The organism is Tepidicaulis marinus, from assembly GCF_000739695.1.
Classification (GTDB): domain Bacteria; phylum Pseudomonadota; class Alphaproteobacteria; order Parvibaculales; family Parvibaculaceae; genus Tepidicaulis; species Tepidicaulis marinus.
This window is the reverse complement of sequence record NZ_BBIO01000005.1, coordinates 187,263-207,896: the sequence shown is the minus strand read 5'-3', so window position 1 is coordinate 207,896 and position 20,634 is coordinate 187,263. Positions and strand designations below refer to the sequence as shown.

Genomic DNA, 20,634 nt, shown 5'->3' with positions numbered 1-20,634 from the left:
GTGCTCGACTGTCTGGCGCCCAAAGATGGCGGGATCTATGTCGATGGGACCTTCGGCGCGGGCGGCTACACGCGGGCCATTCTTCAGGAAGCCGATTGCAAGGTCTATGCGATCGACCGGGACCCTGAAGCGCTGGCACGCGGGCGCGTGATCGAAAAAGAATTTGGCGGCCGTCTCACCCTCGTTGAAGGGTGTTTCGGTGATATGGAGGCCCTGCTCCACGAGCGCGGCGTCGCGGCGGTGGATGGCGTCGCGCTCGATGTGGGGGTCTCTTCCATGCAACTCGATCAGGCCGAGCGCGGGTTTTCCTTCATGGCCGACGGGCCGCTCGACATGCGCATGGCAAGCGCGGGGCCAAGCGCGGCCGATGTCGTCAATGAATGCGAGGAAGCCGAGCTTGCGCGCATCATCTTCATCTATGGCGAGGAAAAGAAATCCCGCGCCGTCGCCCGCGCCATCGTGCAGGCGCGCGGCAAGGAAAAAATCACGCGCACGGGCGCGCTTGCCGAGATCGTCGCGCGCGCCGTGGGCGGGCGGGGCGCTTCGCGCATTCACCCGGCAACGCGCACGTTTCAGGCTTTACGCATTTTCGTCAATGACGAGCTGCGCGAGCTGGCGCGGGGTCTGAGCGGCGCCGAACATTTGCTGCGCGAAGGCGGACGCCTCGCCGTCGTTGCCTTCCATTCGCTGGAAGACCGGATCGTCAAGAAGTTCCTGGCCGAGCGTTCGGGCGCGCAGCGCACCGTCTCCCGGCATATGCCGCTTCCCGAAGAAGGCGCGCCTGCGTCTTTCTCGCTGCTTTTCCGCGGCGCACGGGCGGCAAGCGAGGCAGAAGCCAGGGACAATCCCCGCGCCCGTTCGGCGAAGCTGCGCGCGGGCGTGCGCAGCAGCGCGCCGGCCCTGCCGCTCGACTTTGCCTCGCTCGGTCTTGGCAAGGTGCCGCAACTGGAGGGGACGCTATGATCCGGTTCTTGAACGTTCTTTCCTTTATCCTCGTCATCACGCTCTCGGTGGTGCTTTACAATGTGAAGTACCGCATCGATGCGCAGGAAGATGTGCGGGCGAAACTTCAGCAGGATATTTTGAACGAGGAAGATGCGATCCGCGTTTTGCGGGCCGAGCATTCCTATCTGACGCAGCCGGACCGCCTGCAGGCGCTGGCCGACCGTCATTTGCAGCTTGCCCCGCTCCATGCCTCGCAGATCGCCACATTCGACGATTTGCCGATGCCGCCGCGCGATGAAGATTTCTTCGGTCCCGCCGGGCGCCAGGCGCTTGGCGGCTATGCGGGCATTGCCCCAAGCACGGGGGTGCAGTGATGGCGCGCGGATTTTCATCTCAGCAAGGGCGCGGGTCGCGGGCTGCGGGTATCGGCTATGACATGATCGCCCGGCCCGATTTTGCCTCCTCTGGCGCGGCGCAGCCGGACGCGCGGGTGCTGGATGGCGGGCGGCGGCGGCTGTCGCTGGCTTTGGTCTTCTTCGTCGGCGCCTTTGCCGTGGTGGCGGGGCGCCTTGCGCTATTGGGCGCGGCGTCCGATGCCGATGTGCGCCATGCCTATGTGCCCCCTGCGCCGGTGCAGGCGGCCCGGCCCGATATCGTGGACCGGAACGGCGAGATCATGGCGACGGATATCATCACCGCCTCGCTTTTTGCCGATGCGCGCAAGGTGCTTTCACCCGGTGAGGCTGCGCGCCAGATTGTCCGGGTGCTGCCCGAACTCGATGAAGAGAAGGTGCGGGCCGATCTTTCCAGCGAGCGCGCCTTCGTTTGGCTGAAGCGGGATCTGTCGCCGCGCCAGCAATATGCCATTCACAATCTCGGTATTCCCGGGATCGATTTCCGCCGCGAGCTGAAACGGGTTTACCCGAACGGCCGCGCCGCCGCTCATGTGCTTGGCTATGTCGATATCGACAATCAGGGTATTTCCGGCATCGAGAAATATCTCGACACGCGCGGGGAAGCCGAGCAAGGCAAGCCCGTCCGTCTTTCCATCGATCTGCGTGTGCAGCACATTCTGACCGGCGAATTGTCGGAGGCGATGAAAACCTTCTCCGCCAAGGCGGCTTCCGGTGTCGTCGTCGATGTGCGCTCGGGCGAAGTGATGGCCATGGCCTCGTTGCCCGATTTCGATCCCAACGATCCCACGGCATCGAGCGATTTTGCCCGTTTCAACCGGGCAAGCCTCGGCGTTTATGAGATGGGTTCGACCTTCAAGGCCTTTACCACGGCCGCGGCGCTTGAAAGCGGGCGGGTGAGCCTTGCGCAGGAATATGATGCGCGCGAGCCCATCCGCGTTGCCCGCTTCACGATCAATGATTATCACGCTCAGCGCCGCTGGATGTCGGTGCCGGAAATCTTCATGCATTCCTCGAATATCGGCACTGCGAAAATGGCGATGGATGTGGGCCGGGACGAGCACCGGGCTTTCCTCGGCAAGCTCGGTCTTTTGACGCGCGCGGGTATCGAGTTGCCGGAATCGGGCACGCCGCTTCTGCCCCACCCCTGGACCGATATTTCCATGATGACGATTTCCTATGGGCACGGGCTTTCCGTCACCCCGCTGCAGGTTGCCGCGGCGGGCGCGACGCTCGTCAATGGCGGCTACAAGGTGACGCCGACCTTCCTGCGCCAAAAAGTGCCGGCGGCAGGCCCGCAAGTCATTTCGCAAAAGACCAGTCTTGCGATGCGCGCGCTGATGCGCCTCGTCGTGGAAGAGGGAACGGGCAGCAACGCGGATGTGCCGGGGTATCCGGTGATGGGTAAAACCGGCACGGCGGAAAAGGCGGTGGCGGGCGGCTATTCGAAAAAATCTCTTATTACCTCATTTTTGTCCGCTTTCCCCGCAAATGACCCTCAATTTGCCATGTTGGTTGTGTTGGATGAGCCGAAAGGCACGAAGGAAACTTTTGGATATGCAACGGCTGGTTGGAATGCCGCCCCGCTTACCGGGCGCATCGTGCAGCGTATTGCCCCGCTCCTGGGCGTGAAGCCCGCCGAGCGCTGGGTTTCGCCGGTGCAGGAAGCCAGCCTGATCAGAACCGAATAGGAATGATGCACGCGATGGAGCTGAACGAATTGATAGGACCGGGCGCCGCCCTCCCCAATGGGGATGGGGTGGAGATTGCCGGCCTGACGGCGGATAGCCGTGAGGTCGCGCCTGGCTATTTGTTCGCCGCTCTGCCCGGCGTGAATGTGGACGGCGCCAAATTCATTGCCGATGCGCTGGATAAAGGCGCCGCTGCGATCCTGAGCGGGCCTGATGCCGGCTCGGGCGCTTTGAGTGTGCCGCATCTTATCGACCGCAATCCCCGCCGGCGCTTTGCGCTGATGGCGGCGCGCTTTTACGGCGCCCAGCCTGAAACGGTCGCGGCGGTTACGGGGACGAACGGCAAGACTTCCATCGCCTCTTTCACGCGCCAGCTTTGGGAATTGCAGGGCTTGAAAGCGGCAAGCCTCGGCACGCTCGGCATCGAGATGGCGGGCGAGACGCGTCCGCTCGGCTTTACGACGCCCGATCCCGTGCGTCTTCAAAAAGAACTCGCGGCGCTGGCGGGCGAGGGCATTGCCATGCTGGCCATGGAAGCCTCGAGCCACGGGCTCGCCCAGCACCGCATGGACGGGGTGAAGATCAAAGCGGCGGCTTTCACCAACATCACCCGCGATCATATGGATTACCATGCCACATTCGGCGACTACCTTTACGCCAAGCTGCGGCTCTTCGGCGAGGTGATGGGGCCGGGCGGTGTGGCGGTGCTCAATGCCGATGCCAATCAATTTGCCGAGTTCGAAGCCGTTTCCTGGGCGCGCGGACACCGGATCATCGCGGTCGGCCGGCGCGGGCAGGATATTTGCCTTGAAGGCGTGCGCGCGCATCCGCGCGGCCAGACGCTGCAGATCATCCATAAAGGTGAGCATTACGAAATCGACCTGCCGCTGGTCGGCGAGTTTCAGGCTTCCAATGCGCTTGTCGCAGCGGGCCTCGTCATCGGCTGCGGCGCGGACGCGGCTAAAACATTCGAGGCGCTTTCTTCGCTGCGCGGTGTGCGCGGGCGGCTGGAAGAGGCGGCGCATCTTGAAAATGGTGCCAGCGTCTTCATCGATTATGCCCATACGCCCGACGCGCTTGCCAATGCGCTGAATGCGCTGCGTCCCCATGCCAAGGGGCGGTTGCTTGTCGTCTTCGGCTGCGGCGGGGATCGAGATAAAGGCAAACGCCCGGAAATGGGCCGGATTGCCGCCGAACTTGCCGACGGTGTCTTCGTGACAGACGACAATCCGCGTTCGGAAAAACCGGCTGCGATCCGCGCTGAGATCATGGCGGGCGCGCCGGAGGCGGTGGAGATCGGCGACCGGGCTGAGGCGATCCGCATTGCCATGGAAGCGCTGGGGGCAGGCGATGTACTTGTCGTCGCCGGCAAGGGCCATGAAACGGGTCAGACGATCGGTGCGAAGACCGTTCCTTTTTCCGATCATGAGGCGGTGGCTTCTGCTCTTCAGAAAATGGGAGGGCTGGCATGAGCGCGCTTTGGACGGGCGAAGAGGCGGTGAAAGCCACGGGCGGCGAGCTGACGGCGGCGTTCTCGGTAAGCGGCGTTTCCATCGACACCCGCACGCTCGAGCCTGGCGATCTTTTTGTGGCGCTCGACGGCGACAATAGCGACGGCCATGCCTATGTGGGCAAAGCCTTTGAGGCGGGTGCCGCAGCTGCGCTTGTCTCTCGGCCGACCGATGCGATGCGCGCCGCCGGTCCGCTTCTGATTGCCGGGGATACGCTTGCCGCGCTTCAGGCACTTGGCCGGGCCGCCCGCGCGCGCACCAAGGCCAAGATCATTGCGGTGACGGGCAGTGTCGGCAAGACCGGCACGAAGGAAGCGCTCTTGCATATTTTCGCGGGCCAGGGGCGGGCTCATGCCTCGGCTGCCTCTTACAACAATCATTGGGGCGTGCCTCTGTCGCTGGCGCGCATGCCCAAAGAAACGGAGTTCGGCATTTTCGAGATCGGCATGAACCATGCCGGAGAAATCACGCCGCTCTCGAAAATGGTAGAGCCCGATGTCGCCATCATTACGACGGTCGAGCCGGTACATCTTGAGTTTTTCAGCAGCGTTGAAGAAATCGCCGATGCGAAAGCGGAAATCTTCGCGGGCCTTAAGGCAGGCGGCACGGCCATCCTCAATCGCGATAATCCGCATTTCGCGCGGCTGAAGGCAGTGGCGGAAAAAGTGCCGAATGTCCGTCTTCTCAGCTTCGGGGCGGATAAGGCGGCGGATATTCATCTTGAAAAATCCGTGCTGCATGAAGCCTGTTCCTGCGTCTGCGCGTCCGTCGCCGGCGAAGGCGTGACCTACAAGCTCGGCATTCCGGGGCAGCATATCGTTCTAAATTCTCTGGCCGTTCTCGGTGCCGTTAAAGCGGTGGAGGGTGATCTGGCGCGCGCACTTTTGAAGCTGGCCGATCTGACGCCGCCGTCCGGGCGCGGCGGGCGGCGCCACATCAAAGGCGGGAAATACGATTTCCTGCTGATCGATGAGAGCTACAACGCCAATCCTGCCTCCATGCGCGCGGCGCTTGCCGCCTTGGGCCGGACACAGCCGCGCGGGCAGGGGCGGCGTATCGCGGTGCTTGGCGACATGCTGGAGCTGGGTGAGCAGTCGGACGCGCTGCATGCGAGGCTTGCCGATGCACTCTCCGAAGCCGGTGTCGCGCAGCTTTATGCCTGCGGCCCCCACATGAAAAAACTTTGCAAAGCGGCGGCCAGCGCCATCGATGTCTTCCATGCGGAAAACTCCGAAGGGCTGGTAAAGCCGCTTCTGGCGCAGCTGCGCGCCGGCGATGCCGTGATGGTCAAAGGTTCGCTCGGTTCGAAAATGGCTGTGATCGTTACCGCGCTGACGGAGCTGAACGGGGATGGCAGGGATCTGCCGGAAAGGGGCCGCGCATGATCTATCACTTGCTTACCGACTATGCGGATCAAGTATCCGTCTTCAACGTCTTCCGCTACATCACCTTCCGCACGGGGGCGGCGATGTTCACGGCGCTGCTCGTCAGCTTTCTGCTCGGCCCCATGGTGATCGAGGGGCTGCGTGCGCGGCAGAGCCAGGGTCAGCCCATCCGCGAAGACGGACCGCAGTCGCACCTTCTGACGAAGAAAGGCACGCCGACCATGGGCGGGCTTTTGATCCTGCTCGGCATGGTGCCGGCGGTTCTGCTCTGGGGCGACCTTGCCAATCCTTATGTCTGGATCGTGCTGCTTGTCACGCTCGGCTACGGCGCCATCGGCTTTGCCGACGATTACATGAAAGTTTCCAAGGTCAACACGGCGGGTGTGCCCGGCAAGATCAAACTATTTTTCGAAGCGATGATCGCGCTCGCCGCGGTTTATGCGATCGCGCGGGTGGGGGCTTCACCGCTTTCCACCTCGCTGGCCATTCCTTTCTTTAAGGATGTGCTCCTGCCGCTCGGCATTTTCGGTTTCATTCTCTTCGGCATGTTCGTGATTGTCGGCGCCTCCAATGCGGTCAACCTGACGGACGGGCTCGACGGGCTCGCCATCGTGCCGGTGATGATCGCCATGGCGAGCTTCGGCTTTATCGCTTATCTCGTCGGCAACGGCGTCTTTGCCGATTATCTGCAAATCCATTTCGTGCCCGGCACAGGCGAGCTTGCGGTGTTCTGCGGCGCGCTTCTGGGCGCGGGGCTCGGCTTTCTCTGGTACAACGCCCCGCCTGCCATGGTGTTCATGGGGGATACGGGCTCGCTGTCGCTCGGCGGCGCGGTCGGCTCGATCAGCGTTGCGACGAAGCACGAAATCGTTTTGGCGATCATCGGCGGGCTTTTCGTGCTCGAGGCCGTTTCCGTCATCGTGCAGGTCGCCTCTTTCAAACTTACGGGCAAGCGCGTCTTCCGCATGGCGCCGCTGCATCACCATTTCGAACAAAAAGGCTGGGCCGAGCCGACCATCGTGATCCGCTTCTGGATCATCGCCGTCGTGCTGGCCATTGCCGGCCTTGCCACGTTGAAGATCAGATAGGAGTTCATTCGCAGTCCCATGCTTAACGTGCCGCAATATCAAGGATCGCGTATCGCCGTCTTCGGGCTTGGCCGCTCGGGGCTCGTGAGCGCGCGCGCCTTGCGTGAAAGCGGCGCGGAGGTGCTGGTCTGGGACGACAACGAGACGCGTCGTGCGGAAGCGGCTGCGGAAGGGTTCGCCGTCAAGGATCTTTATTCGGGCGACTGGCACGGCATCGAGGCGCTGCTCTTAAGCCCCGGTGTGCCGTTGACGCATCCCGAGCCTCATGACGTGGTCAAACGGGCGAAGAAGCTGAATGTGCCGGTGATCGGCGATATCGAACTCTTTCAAATGGCGCTGGATGCCGCGGACACGGATGTGCCCTTCATCGCCATTACGGGCACGAACGGCAAATCGACGACGACGGCGCTGATCGGGCACATGGCGGCTTTTTGCGGGCGCGATGCGCAGGTCGGCGGCAATATCGGCAAGCCCGTGCTCGAGCTGGCCGCGCCGCGTCCCAATACGGTTTATGTGATCGAGATTTCCTCTTACCAGATCGACCTGGCGCCGCATCTGCGTCCCGGTATCGGCATTTTGACGAATATCACGCCGGATCATATCGACCGGCACGGCTCGCTCGATGGGTATGCGGCAGTCAAAGAGAAGATTTTCGCGCGGCAGGGGGCGGGCGATACCGCAATGGTCGGCATCGACACGCCGGCCAGCGCGCAAATTTGTTCGCGTCTTCTCGGCAAAGGCCTGCAGCGCGTGGTACCGGTTTCCGTCGGCAAGGCGATCGGGCGCGGCGTCTATGTGCTCGACGGGGTGCTTTACGATAATACCGGCACGCAATGCGTCACCGTCGGAAGCTTGAAACCGATGAAAACGCTGGCGGGCGCGCATAATTGGCAGAACGCTGCCATCGCCTATGCGGCGGGCCGCAGCCTCGGTTTCCCGCGCGACCGGATCCTGGATTCTTTCGAAAGTTTTGCGGGTCTCGCGCACCGGATGGAAATCGTCGCCGAAGAGGCCGGGGTGCGTTTCGTCAATGACAGCAAGGCGACGAATGCGGATGCGGCTGAAAAGTCCCTCGGCACCTATGACAATATTTACTGGATCGCAGGCGGCGTGGCCAAGGAAGGCGGCATCGCCTCGCTCGAGCCTTATTTTGCGCGCATCCGCAAAGCCTATCTGATCGGTCAGGCGGCGGAAGCTTTCGCCGAAACGCTGAAAGGCAAAGTGGAAACGGTGCTGGCCGGCACGCTCGACAGCGCGGTTGCGAAAGCCCATGAGGATGCGGCGGGCGATGCAGGACCGATGGATAAAGTCGTGCTGCTGGCACCGGCCTGCGCTTCCTTCGATCAGTTTGCCAATTTCGAAGAGCGCGGCGACAGTTTCCGCCAGGCGGTGCTGGCGCGGCTCGGCAAGGCAGAGGCCGGAACGGCAGGGGAGGCGACGCTATGATGCGCCTGTCCCGCACAAACCGCACGCCCCTTAGCGAATGGTGGTGGACCGTCGACCGCTGGACCTTGCTTGCGATCGCCGGGCTCATCGTGCTGGGCATCGTGCTCTCGTTGGCGGCAAGTCCGGCGGTGGCGCAGCGGCTTAACCTGCCGAATTTCCATTTCGTCTATCGCCAGATGATTTTCCTGGCGCCGGCGCTTGTCATCCTGATCGGCGTCTCCATGCTTTCCGTCCGCCAGGTGCGCCGCCTTGCGCTGATCGTGTTTGGCGGGGCCTTTTTCCTCATGCTGGCAACGCTGGTGGCCGGTCCGGAAATCAAAGGGGCGACACGCTGGCTCAGCATCGGGCCGTTCTCGATCCAGCCCTCTGAATTCATGAAACCGGCTTTCGCGGTGCTCGTCGCCTGGCTCTTTGCCGAAGGCGCGCGCAAGAAGATTGCGGGCGTGCCGCTGGCGCTGGCGCTCTACGGGGCCATTGCGTTGTTGCTCGTGCTGCAGCCCGATTTCGGCCAGCTTTCGCTGGTGACCATCATTCTTGTGGCGCTCTTCTTTTTCTCCGGCCTTTCCTGGTTCTGGATCGGCTCCATCGGCACGGTGGCGCTGGCCGGGGCGCTTATGGCCTACAGCTTCGTGCCACATGTGACGAGCCGGGTGGACCGGTTCATCAACCCGGAATCGGGTGATACCTATCAGATCGACCGGGCGCTCGATGCGTTCAAGGCAGGCGGCTTTCTGGGGCGCGGCCCCGGCGAGGGTGAGGTGAAGCGCATACTGCCCGACGCGCATACCGATTTCATTTTCGCGGTCGCGGCGGAAGAATATGGCGTCTTTGCCGGGCTTATGATCATCGGCCTTTTCGGTTTCATCGTGGTGCGCACCTTGATGCGGGCGCGCGGCGAGAGCGATCTGTTCGTGCAGCTTGCCGCTTCCGGTCTCGTGCTTTTGATCGGCGTGCAAGCGCTCATCAATATGGCGGTGAACGTCAACCTTCTGCCTGCCAAAGGCATGACGCTGCCTTTCATTTCTTATGGCGGTTCGTCGCTTCTTGCTGTTGCCTTGACGCTTGGCATGCTCTTGGCGCTGACGCGGCGGCGGGCGGGCGCTTCTTTGGCGCAGCCCATGGCCATGGGGAGGGCGTTCGCATGATGGCGGAAAAGCTTCACCTTCCCGGCCCCATCGTCATTGCCGCGGGCGGCACGGGCGGTCATCTCTTCCCCGGCCAGGCATTGGCGCAGGAGCTGAGTCGGCGCGGCCATGAGGTCGTGCTTTTGACGGATGAGCGTGCGCAGCGTTTCGAACACTGGTTCCCGCGGGCCGATATTTATGCGGTGCCGGCGGCAACGATTGCCGGGCCCGGCCTTGCCGGAGTGCTGTCCTCGCTCTGGAAAATCTTTTCCGGCACGGCGCAGTCTTATTCGATTTACGGGCGCATCAAGCCGAGCGTGGTCATCGGCTTTGGCGGCTATCCGACGCTGCCGCCGGTGCTGGCGGCCGCTGCGCGACGCATCCCGACATGCGTGCATGAACAAAATGCGGTGCTCGGGCGCGTGAACCGGCTTGCCGTGCGCTTTGTCGATGCGCTGGCTTCCACTTTCGAGGCGCCGAAATATCTGCGCGCCAAAGATGCCCATAAGGTTGAAGTGACGGGCAATCCGGTGCGCGATGCGGCCATGGACCAGGCGGGCGCACTCTACAAGGCCCCGCGCGCGGATGAGCCTTTCCACCTGCTCGTCACCGGCGGCAGCCAAGGCGCAAGGGTGATGAGTGATGTGGTGCCGGCAGCGCTCGCCGCGCTGCCTGAAACTTTGCGGGCGCGGCTTAAACTTGTGCAGCAGGCGCGCGAGGAAGATCTTTCGCGCGTTAAAGAAACATATGAGAAAGCCGGTATCGAGGCGGAACTCTCCTCCTTCTTCGATGACATGCCGGCGCGCATTGCAAAGGCTCATCTTGTGATCGGGCGGGCAGGAGCCTCGACGGTGAGCGAGCTTGCGGTGATCGGCCGTCCCTCTCTGCTTGTGCCGCTGCCTCACTCCATCGATCAGGACCAGAAGGCGAATGCCGAGCTTCTCTCCTCGAGCGGGGCAGGCTGGATGATGGAGCAGGAAGTTTTCACGCCCGAAGCTTTGGCCGCGCGGCTCACCGAACTTATGAACAACCCGGATGTACTGACCTCGGCGGCAGCAGCGGCCTTGAAGCAGGGCCGGCCCGATGCGGTGACGCGCCTTGCCGATCTTGTCGAGCGGCTGGCGCTTGGAAAAACAGAGCGTCTTGGCACGCGCGGCGCGGCAAAAGCGCTGCCGGGCGGCCGGGACGGGGGCAAGAACGCCCTCAAACGGATCAGTGTGAAGGAGTATGCGCGATGAAGCCGGCACCTCTTGATATCGGCGTCATCCATTTCGTGGGGATTGGCGGCATCGGCATGAGCGGCATTGCCGAGGTCATGCACAATCTCGGCTATAAGGTGCGCGGCAGCGACGTGGCCGACAGCGCCAATGTGAAACGCCTGCGCGCGCTCGGTATTTCGGTAGATATCGGCCATGCGGCGGAGAATATTGCCGAAGCGCAGGTGCTGGTCGTCTCCACGGCGATCAAGCCCGACAATCCCGAGCTTGTGGAAGCGCGCGCCCGGATGATGCCTATCGTGCGCCGGGCGGAGATGCTGGCCGAGCTGATGCGGCTGAAATCCTGCATCGCCATTGGCGGCACCCATGGCAAGACGACGACGACCTCTATGGTGGCGTCTATTCTGGATGCGGCGGATTTCGACCCGACCGTGATCAATGGCGGCATCATCAATGCTTACGGCACCAATGCGCGCCTTGGCGGCGGCGACTGGATGGTGGTGGAAGCGGACGAATCCGACGGCACTTTCTTGAAACTGCCCTCGACCATTGCGGTCGTGACGAATGTCGATCCGGAGCATCTCGACCATTACGGCAGCTTCGATGCCATCCGTCAGGCCTTCCTGAATTTCGTCGAAAGCGTGCCCTTCTACGGCTTTGCCGTCATGTGCATCGACCACCCGGAAGTGCAGGCGCTGATCGGCAAGGTGAAAGACCGCTGGGTCGTGACCTACGGTACGAGCCCGCAGGCGGATGTGCGCGCCAGCAATATCCGCACGGAGAAAGGCGTCAGCGTCTTCGACGTGACGATCACGAAGCGCCGCACAGGCGAGGTGATCGACATGCCCGGCATGAAACTGCCCATGCCCGGCACGCATAATGTGCTCAACAGTCTGGCGGCGATCGGCGCGGCCAGCGAAATGGGCGTGCCCGGCGAAACGATCCGCAAGGCGCTGGAAGGTTTCGGCGGGGTCAAGCGCCGCTTCACCCGTACGGGCGAATGGAACGGCGTGCAGGTCTATGATGATTACGGCCATCACCCGGTGGAAATTTCCGCCGTGCTGCAGGCAGCCCGTTCCGCTGCCGAGGGCAAGATCGTCGCTGTCGTACAGCCGCACCGCTTCACGCGCCTGCGCGATCTTTTCGATCAGTTCTGCCAATGCTTCAACGATGCCGACACGGTGCTGGTCGCGCCGGTCTATGCGGCAGGCGAAAGCCCGATCGAAGGTTTTGACAGTGCAGCACTCGTGCAAGGCCTGCGCGACCGGGGGCACCGGAACGTGATGGCCTTCGAAGGGCCGGAAGATCTGCCGGGCCTCGTTGCCGGTATGGCTCAGCCCGGTGACATGGTGGTCTGCCTCGGCGCGGGCAGCATCACGCAATGGGCGAATGCGCTTCCCGAGGATTTGAAAAAACTGAAGGGAGGGGGCGCATGAATGCTGTGCAAGCTTCTTCCCTGATGGCGCGGCTGCCGCAAGTGCGCGGCGAGCTTGCCGAAAACGCGCCGCTGGCCGAGTTTACCTGGTTCCGCGTCGGCGGGCCCGCCGAAGTGCTGTTCCGCCCGGCGGACCGCGACGATCTTGCCGCCTTCCTGAAAGGCTGCCCGGCAGATGTGCCGGTGACGGTGATCGGCGTCGGCTCCAACCTTCTGGTGCGCGACGGGGGCGTTAAGGGCGTGGTGATCCGTCTCGGGCGCGCCTTTGCGGGCGCACGCAAGATCGGTGAAACCCGCCTTGAGGTGGGCACGGCCATGCTCGATGCCATGGTCTCGCGCGCGGCCATGGAAGCGGGCATAGAAGGGCTTGAATTTTACCGGGGCATTCCGGGCTCCATCGGCGGCGCGCTGCGCATGAACGCGGGCGCCCATGGCGGGGAGACGAAAGACGTTTTCGTCGAGGCGGAAGCGGTGACACGGCAGGGTGAGATCATTCGTCTTACGCCCGCCGATATGGGCTTTTCCTACCGTCATACGGACGTGGCGGGCGATTTGATCTTCACTTCTGCGATCCTTGAAGGGCGCAAGGGTGACAAAGATGCGATTGCCCGGCGCATGGCGGAGGTGCAGGAGCACCGCGAAAACGCGCAGCCCATCAAATCGCGCACGGGCGGCTCGACCTTCAAGAACCCGGAAGGGGGTAAGGCCTGGCAGCTCGTGGATGCCGCCGGATGCCGGGGGCTGAAAGTCGGCGGCGCGCAGGTATCGGAAATGCACTGCAATTTCCTCATCAATACCGGCAATGCGACGGCCCGCGACATCGAAACGCTGGGCGAGGAAGTGCGCGCGCGGGTGAAAAAGACGAGCGGCGTCGAGCTGCAATGGGAAATCAAACGCATCGGAGAGGCAGCATGAGCGGGAAGAATACCCATGTCGCCGTTCTGATGGGCGGCTGGAGCGCGGAGCGGGAAGTCAGCCTTTCCTCCGGAAAGGGCTGCGCTGAGGCGCTGCGCCGCGCGGGCTACCGGGTCAGCGAGATCGATGCGGGCCATGATCTGCCGGCCGTTCTGCAGGAGCTGCGCCCCGATGTCGTCTTCAATGCGCTGCACGGCGAATGGGGCGAGGATGGCTGCGTGCAGGGCGTTCTGGAAATTCTGGAGCTGCCTTACACCCATTCCGGCGTTCTGGCCTCCTCGCTTGCCATGGATAAGGAAATGGCCAAGCACATTTTCCGTGCCGCCGGTCTGCCCGTCACCGACAGCGTTGTCGTGACGCGCGCGGAAGCTGCCAAGGGCCATGTCATGGACACGCCTTATGTGATCAAGCCGGTCAATCAAGGCTCGAGCGTCGGTGTTCACATCGTGCGTCAGGGCGAGAACCGCCCGCCTGCGGAGCTGAGCTCGGAGAAATGGGACCTTGGTGAGCTCGTCATGGTGGAGCGCTATATCCCCGGCCGCGAGCTGACCTGTGCCGTGATGGGCGAGGAAATGTTCGATGTGACGGAGATCGTCGCCAATACCGCCTTCTATGATTACGAGGCGAAATACAAGGCGGGCGGCTCCGATCATATTCTGCCCGCGCCCATTGAGGCGGATATCTATGCCCATGTGCAAGCGGTGACGAAAGCCGCGCATGAGGCGCTCGGCTGCCGCGGTGTCAGCCGGGCCGATTTCCGTTTCGATGAGACGAAAGGCGTGAAAGGTGTGGTGCTCTTGGAAGTGAACACCCAGCCGGGCATGACGCCGACCTCGCTCGTGCCCGAGCTCGCTGCCCGCGCCGGTTATTCCTACGAAGATCTGGTTTCCTGGATGGTGGAGGATGCGTCATGCCGCCGGTGACACGCTCACCCCGCAAGCGCCAAGCGCAGGCAAGTCCGCGCACCCGTAAAGGGGGTACGGCAGGCCGCCGCAAGGTGAGCGCGGCAGCTCCGGGCAAGCCGCGTAAGAAGGCGCGCGAGTTCGGGCGGCGCAAACAGCGCCCGCCGAGCCGTTTTGCGCGCTTTTTCTCCGCGCTGCGCAGCGGCGATGTTTCGGCCCTGCCGCTTGCAGCGTTGGCCGGCATGCTGGTGGTCTTTGCCGTCTTTTACGGGCTCATGGTCGGCGGGCATTTTGCAGCGGCGGGCAGCTCGCTTGTGGCCGGTACGCACCGCATGATCGCGGGTGCAGGCTTTTCTGTTCAGGATGTGACGGTGGAAGGACGAGAGCGCACACCGGTGCGCGAGGTCATGCGGGCGCTCGATGTCGAGCGCGGCATGTCGATCTTCCTTGTCGATGTGGAAGCGGCGCGCGAACGGCTCGAGCGGCTCGACTGGGTGGCCTCGGCCAGCGTCACGCGTTTCTGGCCGGACCGTATTCACGTGGAACTGAACGAACGTGTGCCCTATGCCGTCTGGCAGCGGGGCGGGCGTCTTGCCATTGTGGACAGGCAAGGTCAGCCGATCACGGAAAACCATATCGAGGAATATGCCCATCTGCCGCTCGTCGTCGGTCATGGGGCCGCCGACGAGGCGCCCGTCATTCAGGAGCTTCTGGCGCAGTGGCCGGCGCTGCACTCGCGGGTGCGCGCGGCCGTGCGGGTGGGGGACCGGCGCTGGAACCTGCGTCTTGAAAACGGCGTCGATGTGCTTCTGCCGGAGCGGCATGTGGAGCGGGCGCTTGCCGAACTCGTTGCCATTGAAAACAGCCACCGGGTGCTGGCCCGTGATATCGAGGCGATCGATCTGCGCTTGGCCGACCGGTTCACCATCCGTCTTACTCCCGATGCAGCGGCCCGGCGGGCAGCTTCCGGCGTGAACGATCTTGAGCGCGAGCGCTCCAAGAAGGGGAGCGCGACATGAATATGATGAGTCTCGGGAACAAGAACATGCAGGGCCGTCCTGTTTCTTCCAACCGGCCGGGTATCGTTACGGCGCTGGATATCGGCACCAGCAAGATCGCCTGCTTCATCGCCAAAATTGAGCCGGGGCGCATGGCCGACGGGCTGCATCCGGTGCGCGTGCTCGGCATCGGCCATCAGGTCTCGCGCGGGATGCGCGGCGGGGCGGTGGTCAATATGGACGAGACCGAAGAGGCGATCCGCGTTGCCGTCGATGCCGCCGAGCGTATGGCCGGCATCACGGTGAAGGAAGTCGTCGTCTCGGTTTCCTGCGGCGAGCTGAAAAGCCAGACGGTTGCGGTCAAATCCTCGCTTACAGGTCAGGCGGTCAGCGATGAGGACGTGCAGCGCCTGCTCGCCCATGCCCGCGTCCATTACAAGCCGGAAGGGCGCGATGTTCTGCACGCCATTCCCGTCAATTACGCGGTGGATGGCAGCCGGGGCGTGCGCGCGCCGCAAGGTATGTTCGGCGAACAGCTCGGCGTTGAAGTGCATATGGTCAGCGCGGTCAAAGGGCCGCTGCGCAATCTGGCGCTCTGCATCGAGCGCTGCCATCTCGACATTGCCGGTGTTGCCGCGGCGCCTTATGCGGCCGGGCTTTCGGCGCTGGTGGAAGACGAAAAAGACCTCGGTGTAACGCTGATCGATATGGGCGGCGGCACGACATCGCTCGCCGTCTTCTTCGAAGGCGTAATGGTCTATTGCGATGTGATTCCAATTGGGGGTATTCACATTACAAACGATATTGCACGCGGTTTGTCGACGCCGCTCGCGCATGCGGAAAGAATGAAGACTCTTTACGGCAGCGCGCTGGCGAGCCCCTCGGACGAGCGGGAACTGATCGACGTGCCGCAGGTAGGAGAATCCGATTCAGACGGCGCCAATCACATTCCCCGTTCCATGCTGACGGGGATCATCCAGCCCCGACTCGAAGAAACGCTCGAGCTTGTCCGTGACCGGCTCGAGGCGAGCGGTTACGGCCGCATTGCGGGGCGGCGTGTGGTGCTGACGGGCGGTGCGGCGCAGCTGAACGGCGCGCGCGAGCTTGCCGCCCGGATTTTGGACAAGCAGGTAAGGGTCGGCCACCCCTTGAAGGTGACGGGCCTTGCCGAATCCACGGCAGGACCGGCTTTCGCGGCATGCGCGGGGCTTCTTGCCTATTCACAAGTTTCTCCGCTCGAGATTTTCTCGGGCGGCGAAGACCCCGATCCGGAACATTCCGGCGGGCAATTGCGGCGATTGGGTCGCTGGTTGAAGGAGAACTTCTAATGGAACGTCCCACCCGGAACGCGATTGCTTCCGGTTGCTGTGAAGCGGCAAAAACAGCGCCGGGGCGAGTTCACGGAAGTTTTGATTGCGGCATCGGATGTGCGGGCAAGGCCGCCGCGGCGGCGGCACCCCGTAAAGGCATCCGGAACTTTTGATACTCACGAGGAGGCTGACATGAGCATCAATCTCACTGTCCCGAAGAACCAGGAACTGAAACCCAGAATTACCGTATTCGGTGTCGGCGGTGCCGGCGGGAACGCGGTCAACAACATGATCGAAGCGGGCCTTGAAGGCTGCGACTTCGTTGTCGCCAACACGGATGCCCAGGCACTGCAGATGTCCTCTGCCGACCGGCGCATCCAGCTCGGCGAGAACATCACCGAAGGTCTTGGCGCGGGCTCGCGTCCGGAAATCGGCTGCGCGGCGGCTGAAGAAGCCATGGCGGAGATCAACGACAATCTGCAAGGTGCCCATATGGTCTTCATTACGGCTGGCATGGGCGGCGGCACGGGCACGGGCGGCGCCCCCGTCATTGCCCGCGCGGCACGCGATCTTGGCATTTTGACCGTCGGTGTCGTCACCAAGCCCTTCCAGTTCGAAGGCTCGCGCCGCATGCGCATTGCCGAAGAGGGCATCGAAGAGCTTCAAAAATATGTCGACACACTGATCATTATCCCGAACCAGAACCTTTTCCGGGTGGCGAATGAGCGCACGACCTTTGCCGACGCGTTCGGCATGGCCGATGAGGTGCTGCATTCGGGCGTGGCCGGCATTACCGACCTCATGATGAAGCCGGGCCTCATCAATCTCGACTTTGCCGATGTGCGCACGGTGATGAACGAGATGGGTAAAGCCATGATGGGCACGGGCGAAGCCGAAGGCGAGAAGCGGGCCATCGAGGCGGCGGAAGCGGCCATTTCCAACCCGCTGCTCGACGAAGTGTCGATGAAAGGCGCGCGCGGCGTGCTGATCAACATCACCGGCGGCATGGACCTGACCCTCTATGAGGTGGATGAAGCGGCAAACCGCATCCGCTCCGAGGTGGACCCGGACGCCAACATCATTGTCGGCTCGACCTTCGACAGCAACCTGAACGGTTCCATGCGCGTCTCCGTCGTGGCGACGGGCATCGATGTGGAAGAGGCCATGCTGGGCCAGCCGCGCGAAAGCCGGCCGGCGCAAGCGGTCGCCCGTGAGCAGGCGGCAGCGCCCGCGGCCCGCGCCATGCAGGCTGAGGAACCTCAGGTTCAGGCTGCTCCTGCCGCGCCTGCGCCTGAGCCGGCATATGAAAGTGCCGGGGAAGAGGAGACCTCCTTCCAGGAAGTTGCCTCTGCCGTTGCCGATCACGTTCAGTCGGAAACCGAAATCCGGGAGGATGCCTATTTCGATCCGAAGGATTTCGAGGCCGAGGTGATCATCCACAAGCCTGGTGAGGCCCCGCGCTCGCTTTCCGAGCAAAAGGCGCCGAAACGGCCTTACATCCCCGAAGGGCTCGACCGGGTGGAAGGCACGGCGAAGGACGATATGCCGTCCTTCCTCGGGCAGCGGCCCCAGCCGGTTCCGCAGAGCCGGACAGTGAAGCGCGCGCCCAGTTTCTTCGAGCGTCTGGCCGGCAGCCGGAAGCGCCCTGAAACCGAAAACGAAGCCCCGCGGCGCGAGCCGGTTCTGGGCCAGGGCGCGCCGGTGCGCGCCCGCGCCACGGCTGCCCAGCCCGTGATCTCTCCTGACGCGGTGCGCGATACCGAGACCCGGCGCGAGCCGGTGCAACAAAAACGGGCTGTACCCTCCGAAGAGGGGCTCATTCAGCCCAGCTATGAGGAAGACCAGTTGGAAATTCCAACCTTCCTCCGGCGCCAGGCAAACTAAGCCTCGCGCCAAACCTGGGGGGCTTGCTCTCCATGTCAGCCTGATGGCCTGGTTCGGATGCCGCTCCGGACCAGGCCATTATTGTTTAAAATCAAAGGCTTATGAGTTAGTTCGAAGTGTAACATATCGAAATAAAGAGTTATTTGAGGCGATTGTGCCGGATTGCTACAAGAAGAGTGCCCGGTAAGGTTCTGCGGGGGCAGGAGCCGGGCGCGAGGGGGCGGCAAGCTTGACTGGCAGTCGGGTCATAAAGACCGAAAGACAAAAGGTCGGGCGGCATTGGGTGAAAACCTCAAGCCCACAAAGTGAATGAGTAAGGGTGCCGCTTCCGGCGGCGAAAGGACGACGAGCGTGCGTAAGACGGAAATGGACATAAGCGGTATCGAACCGGTAGGCAGCGCAGGCGCGGCTTGCACGCCGGCCTCTATCGAAACCCCGTCCGCCGCATCGCTGGACCGGCCCGCCTATCAGACGACCCTTTCCCGTTCCGTCGAGATTGAAGGCATTGGCCTGCACAAAGGCGAACAGGCGCGTTTGGTGCTCAAACCTGCCGCCGCCGATACGGGCGTGATTTTCCGCCGCATCGATCTTTCCTCCATCGACCGCACGCTCACCGATATTCCCGCCCGCTTCGATGCGGTTTGCGAGACGACGATGTGCACGGTGCTGGGCAATGAGAAAGGCACGACGGTTGCCACCGTCGAGCATTTGATGGCGGCGCTGGCCGCTTGCGGCATCGACAATCTGATCGTCGAGGTTAGCGGGCCGGAAGTGCCGGTGATGGATGGCTCCTCTGCCGCTTTCGTTAAGGCGATCCGCCAGGCCGGCATCCGCGGGCTGGACACCCCGCGCCTTGCCATCCGTATTCTCAAACCCGTCATTCTGGAAGAGGGCCTGAAAAAGGCCGAACTTCTGCCGGGCGAGGGCTTTTCGATCTCCTTCGACATCGATTTCGACAATCCGGTGATCGGCCAGCAGAGCTATACGGCGTACATCAATGCCGAGCTCTTTGCCGAGGAGCTTTCCGAAGCCCGCACCTTCGGTTTCTACAAGGATTACGAGCTTCTCAAGTCCATGGGCCTTGCCAAGGGCGGTTCGCTGGAAAATGCCGTGGTGATCGACGGCGAAGAAGTGATGAACGAAGAAGGCCTGCGTTTTACCGACGAATTCGTGCGCCACAAGGTGCTGGACGCGGTGGGCGATCTGGCACTTGCCGGGGCGCCGCTGATCGGCCGCTACCGGGGCGTACGCGCGGGCCATGCCCTGAACAACCGGATCCTGCGGGCGCTTTTCGCCGCACCGGATGCTTGGGAATTCGTGGCGCTCACCCCCCGCGCCGAAAAAGGCCTGGAGGCCCTGGCCGCCGCCGTTTCGGCGGACTGAGCCGGGCTTTCCCTTCAAAATCCCCGAAAACGGCTCTTCCTGGCTCTATGGCATGGCGCTCAGCCCTGCTATAGTCGCGCCCTCGAAGGGGGCGATGCACCCGATTCCCGTTTCAGCAACGAATGGAAGCGCTACGTGCCGTATTTTGATTTCTTGAGGGGTGGAGCCAGCCGCCGTCTGTTTCCGGCAATGCTCTGCGTAATGGCCGCGCTTGTGCTTGCCGGCTGCTCCTCCGATGGCGAAGAAGAAATCGCTTATGAAGAACGCCCCGTCGAGGCCATTTACAACAAGGCGCTCGATTATCTGGAGGCGGGGGATTACCGCCGGGCGGCAGCCGAGTTCGACGAAGTGGAGCGCCAGCATCCCTATTCGGTCTGGGCACGCCGGGCCATGCTGATGGCGGCTTATACCTATTACAAGATCAACGAATACGACACGGCCATTCTGGCGGCGCAGCGGTTCATCGCGCTATATCCGGGCGGCGATGAGGCTGCCTACGCGCATTACCTTGTCGCGCTTTCCTATTACGAGCGCATCTCGGATGTGCGCCGCGACCAGAAGATCACCGAGCAGGCCTATGCCGCGCTTCTGGAAGTGCTGCGGCGTTACCCTGACAGCAAATATTCCCGCGACGCGCAATTGAAGCTGGAACTGACGATCGACCACCTAGCGGGCAAGGAAATGGAGATCGGGCGCTACTACCTCAATCAGCGCAACTATCTTGCCGCGATCAACCGCTTCCGCGCCGTGATCGAAAATTACCAGACCACGACGCACACGCCCGAAGCGCTGCACCGGCTGACGGAAGCCTATCTCTCGCTCGGCATTGCGCCTGAAGCGCAGACGGCGGCGGCGGTGCTGGGGCATAACTTCCCCGGCAGCCGCTGGTATGAGGACAGTTATACGCTTCTGGCCGGTAAAGGGCTGGAGCCGAAAGAAAACGAAGCGTCCTGGATCAGCCAGGCCTGGAAATCCGTTTTTTAGGGG

The 20,634-nt window shown here is 62.7% G+C and carries 17 protein-coding genes; all 17 read left to right on the top strand.

Annotation, left to right across the window (positions count from 1 at the left end; all coding sequences use genetic code 11):
• The 17 genes from rsmH to M2A_RS06855 all read left to right on the top strand — a co-directional run bounded on the left by rsmH (nucleotide 1) and on the right by M2A_RS06855 (nucleotide 20,631).
• Complete coding sequence (gene rsmH / locus M2A_RS06935) at nucleotides 1-963, top strand: 16S rRNA (cytosine(1402)-N(4))-methyltransferase RsmH (protein WP_045444854.1); 963 nt, start codon at nucleotides 1-3, stop codon at nucleotides 961-963.
• A complete protein-coding gene (gene ftsL / locus M2A_RS06930) occupies nucleotides 960-1,319 on the top strand; it encodes a cell division protein FtsL (RefSeq protein WP_045444851.1) in 360 nt (119 codons plus the stop codon). Before rsmH ends, ftsL begins: the two co-directional genes overlap by 4 nt.
• Nucleotides 1,319-3,049, top strand: coding sequence for a peptidoglycan D,D-transpeptidase FtsI family protein (locus tag M2A_RS06925; protein WP_052379265.1), 1,731 nt, complete (start codon nucleotides 1,319-1,321; stop codon nucleotides 3,047-3,049). The genes ftsL and M2A_RS06925 overlap by 1 nt, the downstream gene beginning before the upstream one ends.
• 14 nt (nucleotides 3,050-3,063) lie before the next feature.
• Nucleotides 3,064-4,521 carry a UDP-N-acetylmuramoyl-L-alanyl-D-glutamate--2,6-diaminopimelate ligase gene (locus M2A_RS06920; protein ID WP_045444982.1) on the top strand — a complete coding sequence of 486 codons (1,458 nt, stop codon included), beginning with the start codon at nucleotides 3,064-3,066 and terminating at the stop codon, nucleotides 4,519-4,521.
• Nucleotides 4,518-5,945 (top strand): UDP-N-acetylmuramoylalanyl-D-glutamyl-2,6-diaminopimelate--D-alanyl-D-alanine ligase, encoded by a 1,428-nt coding sequence (locus M2A_RS06915; protein WP_052379264.1) that lies wholly within the window; start codon nucleotides 4,518-4,520, stop codon nucleotides 5,943-5,945. Before M2A_RS06920 ends, M2A_RS06915 begins: the two co-directional genes overlap by 4 nt.
• Nucleotides 5,942-7,033 carry a phospho-N-acetylmuramoyl-pentapeptide-transferase gene (gene mraY, locus M2A_RS06910; protein ID WP_045444848.1) on the top strand — a complete coding sequence of 364 codons (1,092 nt, stop codon included), beginning with the start codon at nucleotides 5,942-5,944 and terminating at the stop codon, nucleotides 7,031-7,033. The genes M2A_RS06915 and mraY overlap by 4 nt, the downstream gene beginning before the upstream one ends.
• A gap of 18 nt (nucleotides 7,034-7,051) precedes the next feature.
• A complete protein-coding gene (gene murD, locus M2A_RS06905) occupies nucleotides 7,052-8,479 on the top strand; it encodes a UDP-N-acetylmuramoyl-L-alanine--D-glutamate ligase (RefSeq protein ID WP_045444845.1) in 1,428 nt (475 codons plus the stop codon).
• Nucleotides 8,476-9,624, top strand: a complete 1,149-nt coding sequence (gene ftsW / locus M2A_RS06900) for a putative lipid II flippase FtsW (RefSeq protein WP_045444842.1) — start codon at nucleotides 8,476-8,478, stop codon at nucleotides 9,622-9,624. The genes murD and ftsW overlap by 4 nt, the downstream gene beginning before the upstream one ends.
• Nucleotides 9,621-10,841 carry an undecaprenyldiphospho-muramoylpentapeptide beta-N-acetylglucosaminyltransferase gene (murG, locus tag M2A_RS06895; RefSeq protein WP_244444401.1) on the top strand — a complete coding sequence of 407 codons (1,221 nt, stop codon included), beginning with the start codon at nucleotides 9,621-9,623 and terminating at the stop codon, nucleotides 10,839-10,841. The genes ftsW and murG overlap by 4 nt, the downstream gene beginning before the upstream one ends.
• Nucleotides 10,838-12,256 (top strand): UDP-N-acetylmuramate--L-alanine ligase, encoded by a 1,419-nt coding sequence (gene murC, locus M2A_RS06890; RefSeq protein ID WP_045444839.1) that lies wholly within the window; start codon nucleotides 10,838-10,840, stop codon nucleotides 12,254-12,256. Before murG ends, murC begins: the two co-directional genes overlap by 4 nt.
• The gene (gene murB / locus M2A_RS06885; RefSeq protein ID WP_121879829.1) at nucleotides 12,253-13,170 is read left to right on the top strand and encodes a UDP-N-acetylmuramate dehydrogenase; all 918 of its coding nucleotides are present in this window, start codon (nucleotides 12,253-12,255) and stop codon (nucleotides 13,168-13,170) included. Before murC ends, murB begins: the two co-directional genes overlap by 4 nt.
• On the top strand, nucleotides 13,167-14,093 hold the full coding sequence (locus tag M2A_RS06880; protein WP_045444836.1) for a D-alanine--D-alanine ligase: 927 nt from the start codon (nucleotides 13,167-13,169) through the stop codon (nucleotides 14,091-14,093). The genes murB and M2A_RS06880 overlap by 4 nt, the downstream gene beginning before the upstream one ends.
• Nucleotides 14,081-15,091: a cell division protein FtsQ/DivIB gene (locus M2A_RS06875; RefSeq protein WP_052379263.1), complete on the top strand. Its 1,011-nt coding sequence runs from the start codon at nucleotides 14,081-14,083 to the stop codon at nucleotides 15,089-15,091. The genes M2A_RS06880 and M2A_RS06875 overlap by 13 nt, the downstream gene beginning before the upstream one ends.
• Nucleotides 15,088-16,398, top strand: a complete 1,311-nt coding sequence (gene ftsA, locus M2A_RS06870; protein ID WP_045444833.1) for a cell division protein FtsA — start codon at nucleotides 15,088-15,090, stop codon at nucleotides 16,396-16,398. Before M2A_RS06875 ends, ftsA begins: the two co-directional genes overlap by 4 nt.
• A 174-nt stretch (nucleotides 16,399-16,572) precedes the next feature.
• Nucleotides 16,573-18,264, top strand: a complete 1,692-nt coding sequence (gene ftsZ, locus M2A_RS06865) for a cell division protein FtsZ (RefSeq protein ID WP_045444830.1) — start codon at nucleotides 16,573-16,575, stop codon at nucleotides 18,262-18,264.
• A 351-nt stretch (nucleotides 18,265-18,615) separates the two neighbouring features.
• Nucleotides 18,616-19,647, top strand: coding sequence for a UDP-3-O-acyl-N-acetylglucosamine deacetylase (gene lpxC, locus M2A_RS06860; RefSeq protein WP_244444400.1), 1,032 nt, complete (start codon nucleotides 18,616-18,618; stop codon nucleotides 19,645-19,647).
• 189 nt (nucleotides 19,648-19,836) lie between these two features.
• Entirely contained in the window at nucleotides 19,837-20,631 is a 795-nt protein-coding gene (locus tag M2A_RS06855; RefSeq protein WP_045444827.1) for an outer membrane protein assembly factor BamD, read from the top strand.
• The last annotated feature ends 3 nt before the right edge of the window (nucleotides 20,632-20,634 follow it).

Excerpts from the sequence above, each read along its gene's own strand:
- murG (WP_244444401.1), top strand. The coding sequence starts at position 9,621 with ATGATGGCGGAAAAGCTTCACCTTCCCGGCCCCATCGTCATTGCCGCG.
- M2A_RS06920 (WP_045444982.1), top strand. The coding sequence starts at position 3,064 with ATGGAGCTGAACGAATTGATAGGACCGGGCGCCGCCCTCCCCAATGGG.
- ftsL (WP_045444851.1), top strand. The coding sequence starts at position 960 with ATGATCCGGTTCTTGAACGTTCTTTCCTTTATCCTCGTCATCACGCTC.
- murD (WP_045444845.1), top strand. The coding sequence starts at position 7,052 with ATGCTTAACGTGCCGCAATATCAAGGATCGCGTATCGCCGTCTTCGGG.
- murB (WP_121879829.1), top strand. The coding sequence starts at position 12,253 with ATGAATGCTGTGCAAGCTTCTTCCCTGATGGCGCGGCTGCCGCAAGTG.
- M2A_RS06925 (WP_052379265.1), top strand. The coding sequence starts at position 1,319 with ATGGCGCGCGGATTTTCATCTCAGCAAGGGCGCGGGTCGCGGGCTGCG.
- M2A_RS06875 (WP_052379263.1), top strand. The coding sequence starts at position 14,081 with ATGCCGCCGGTGACACGCTCACCCCGCAAGCGCCAAGCGCAGGCAAGT.
- ftsW (WP_045444842.1), top strand. The coding sequence starts at position 8,476 with ATGATGCGCCTGTCCCGCACAAACCGCACGCCCCTTAGCGAATGGTGG.
- M2A_RS06915 (WP_052379264.1), top strand. The coding sequence starts at position 4,518 with ATGAGCGCGCTTTGGACGGGCGAAGAGGCGGTGAAAGCCACGGGCGGC.
- M2A_RS06880 (WP_045444836.1), top strand. The coding sequence starts at position 13,167 with ATGAGCGGGAAGAATACCCATGTCGCCGTTCTGATGGGCGGCTGGAGC.
- M2A_RS06855 (WP_045444827.1), top strand. The coding sequence starts at position 19,837 with ATGCTCTGCGTAATGGCCGCGCTTGTGCTTGCCGGCTGCTCCTCCGAT.
- mraY (WP_045444848.1), top strand. The coding sequence starts at position 5,942 with ATGATCTATCACTTGCTTACCGACTATGCGGATCAAGTATCCGTCTTC.
- murC (WP_045444839.1), top strand. The coding sequence starts at position 10,838 with ATGAAGCCGGCACCTCTTGATATCGGCGTCATCCATTTCGTGGGGATT.
- ftsZ (WP_045444830.1), top strand. The coding sequence starts at position 16,573 with ATGAGCATCAATCTCACTGTCCCGAAGAACCAGGAACTGAAACCCAGA.
- ftsA (WP_045444833.1), top strand. The coding sequence starts at position 15,088 with ATGAATATGATGAGTCTCGGGAACAAGAACATGCAGGGCCGTCCTGTT.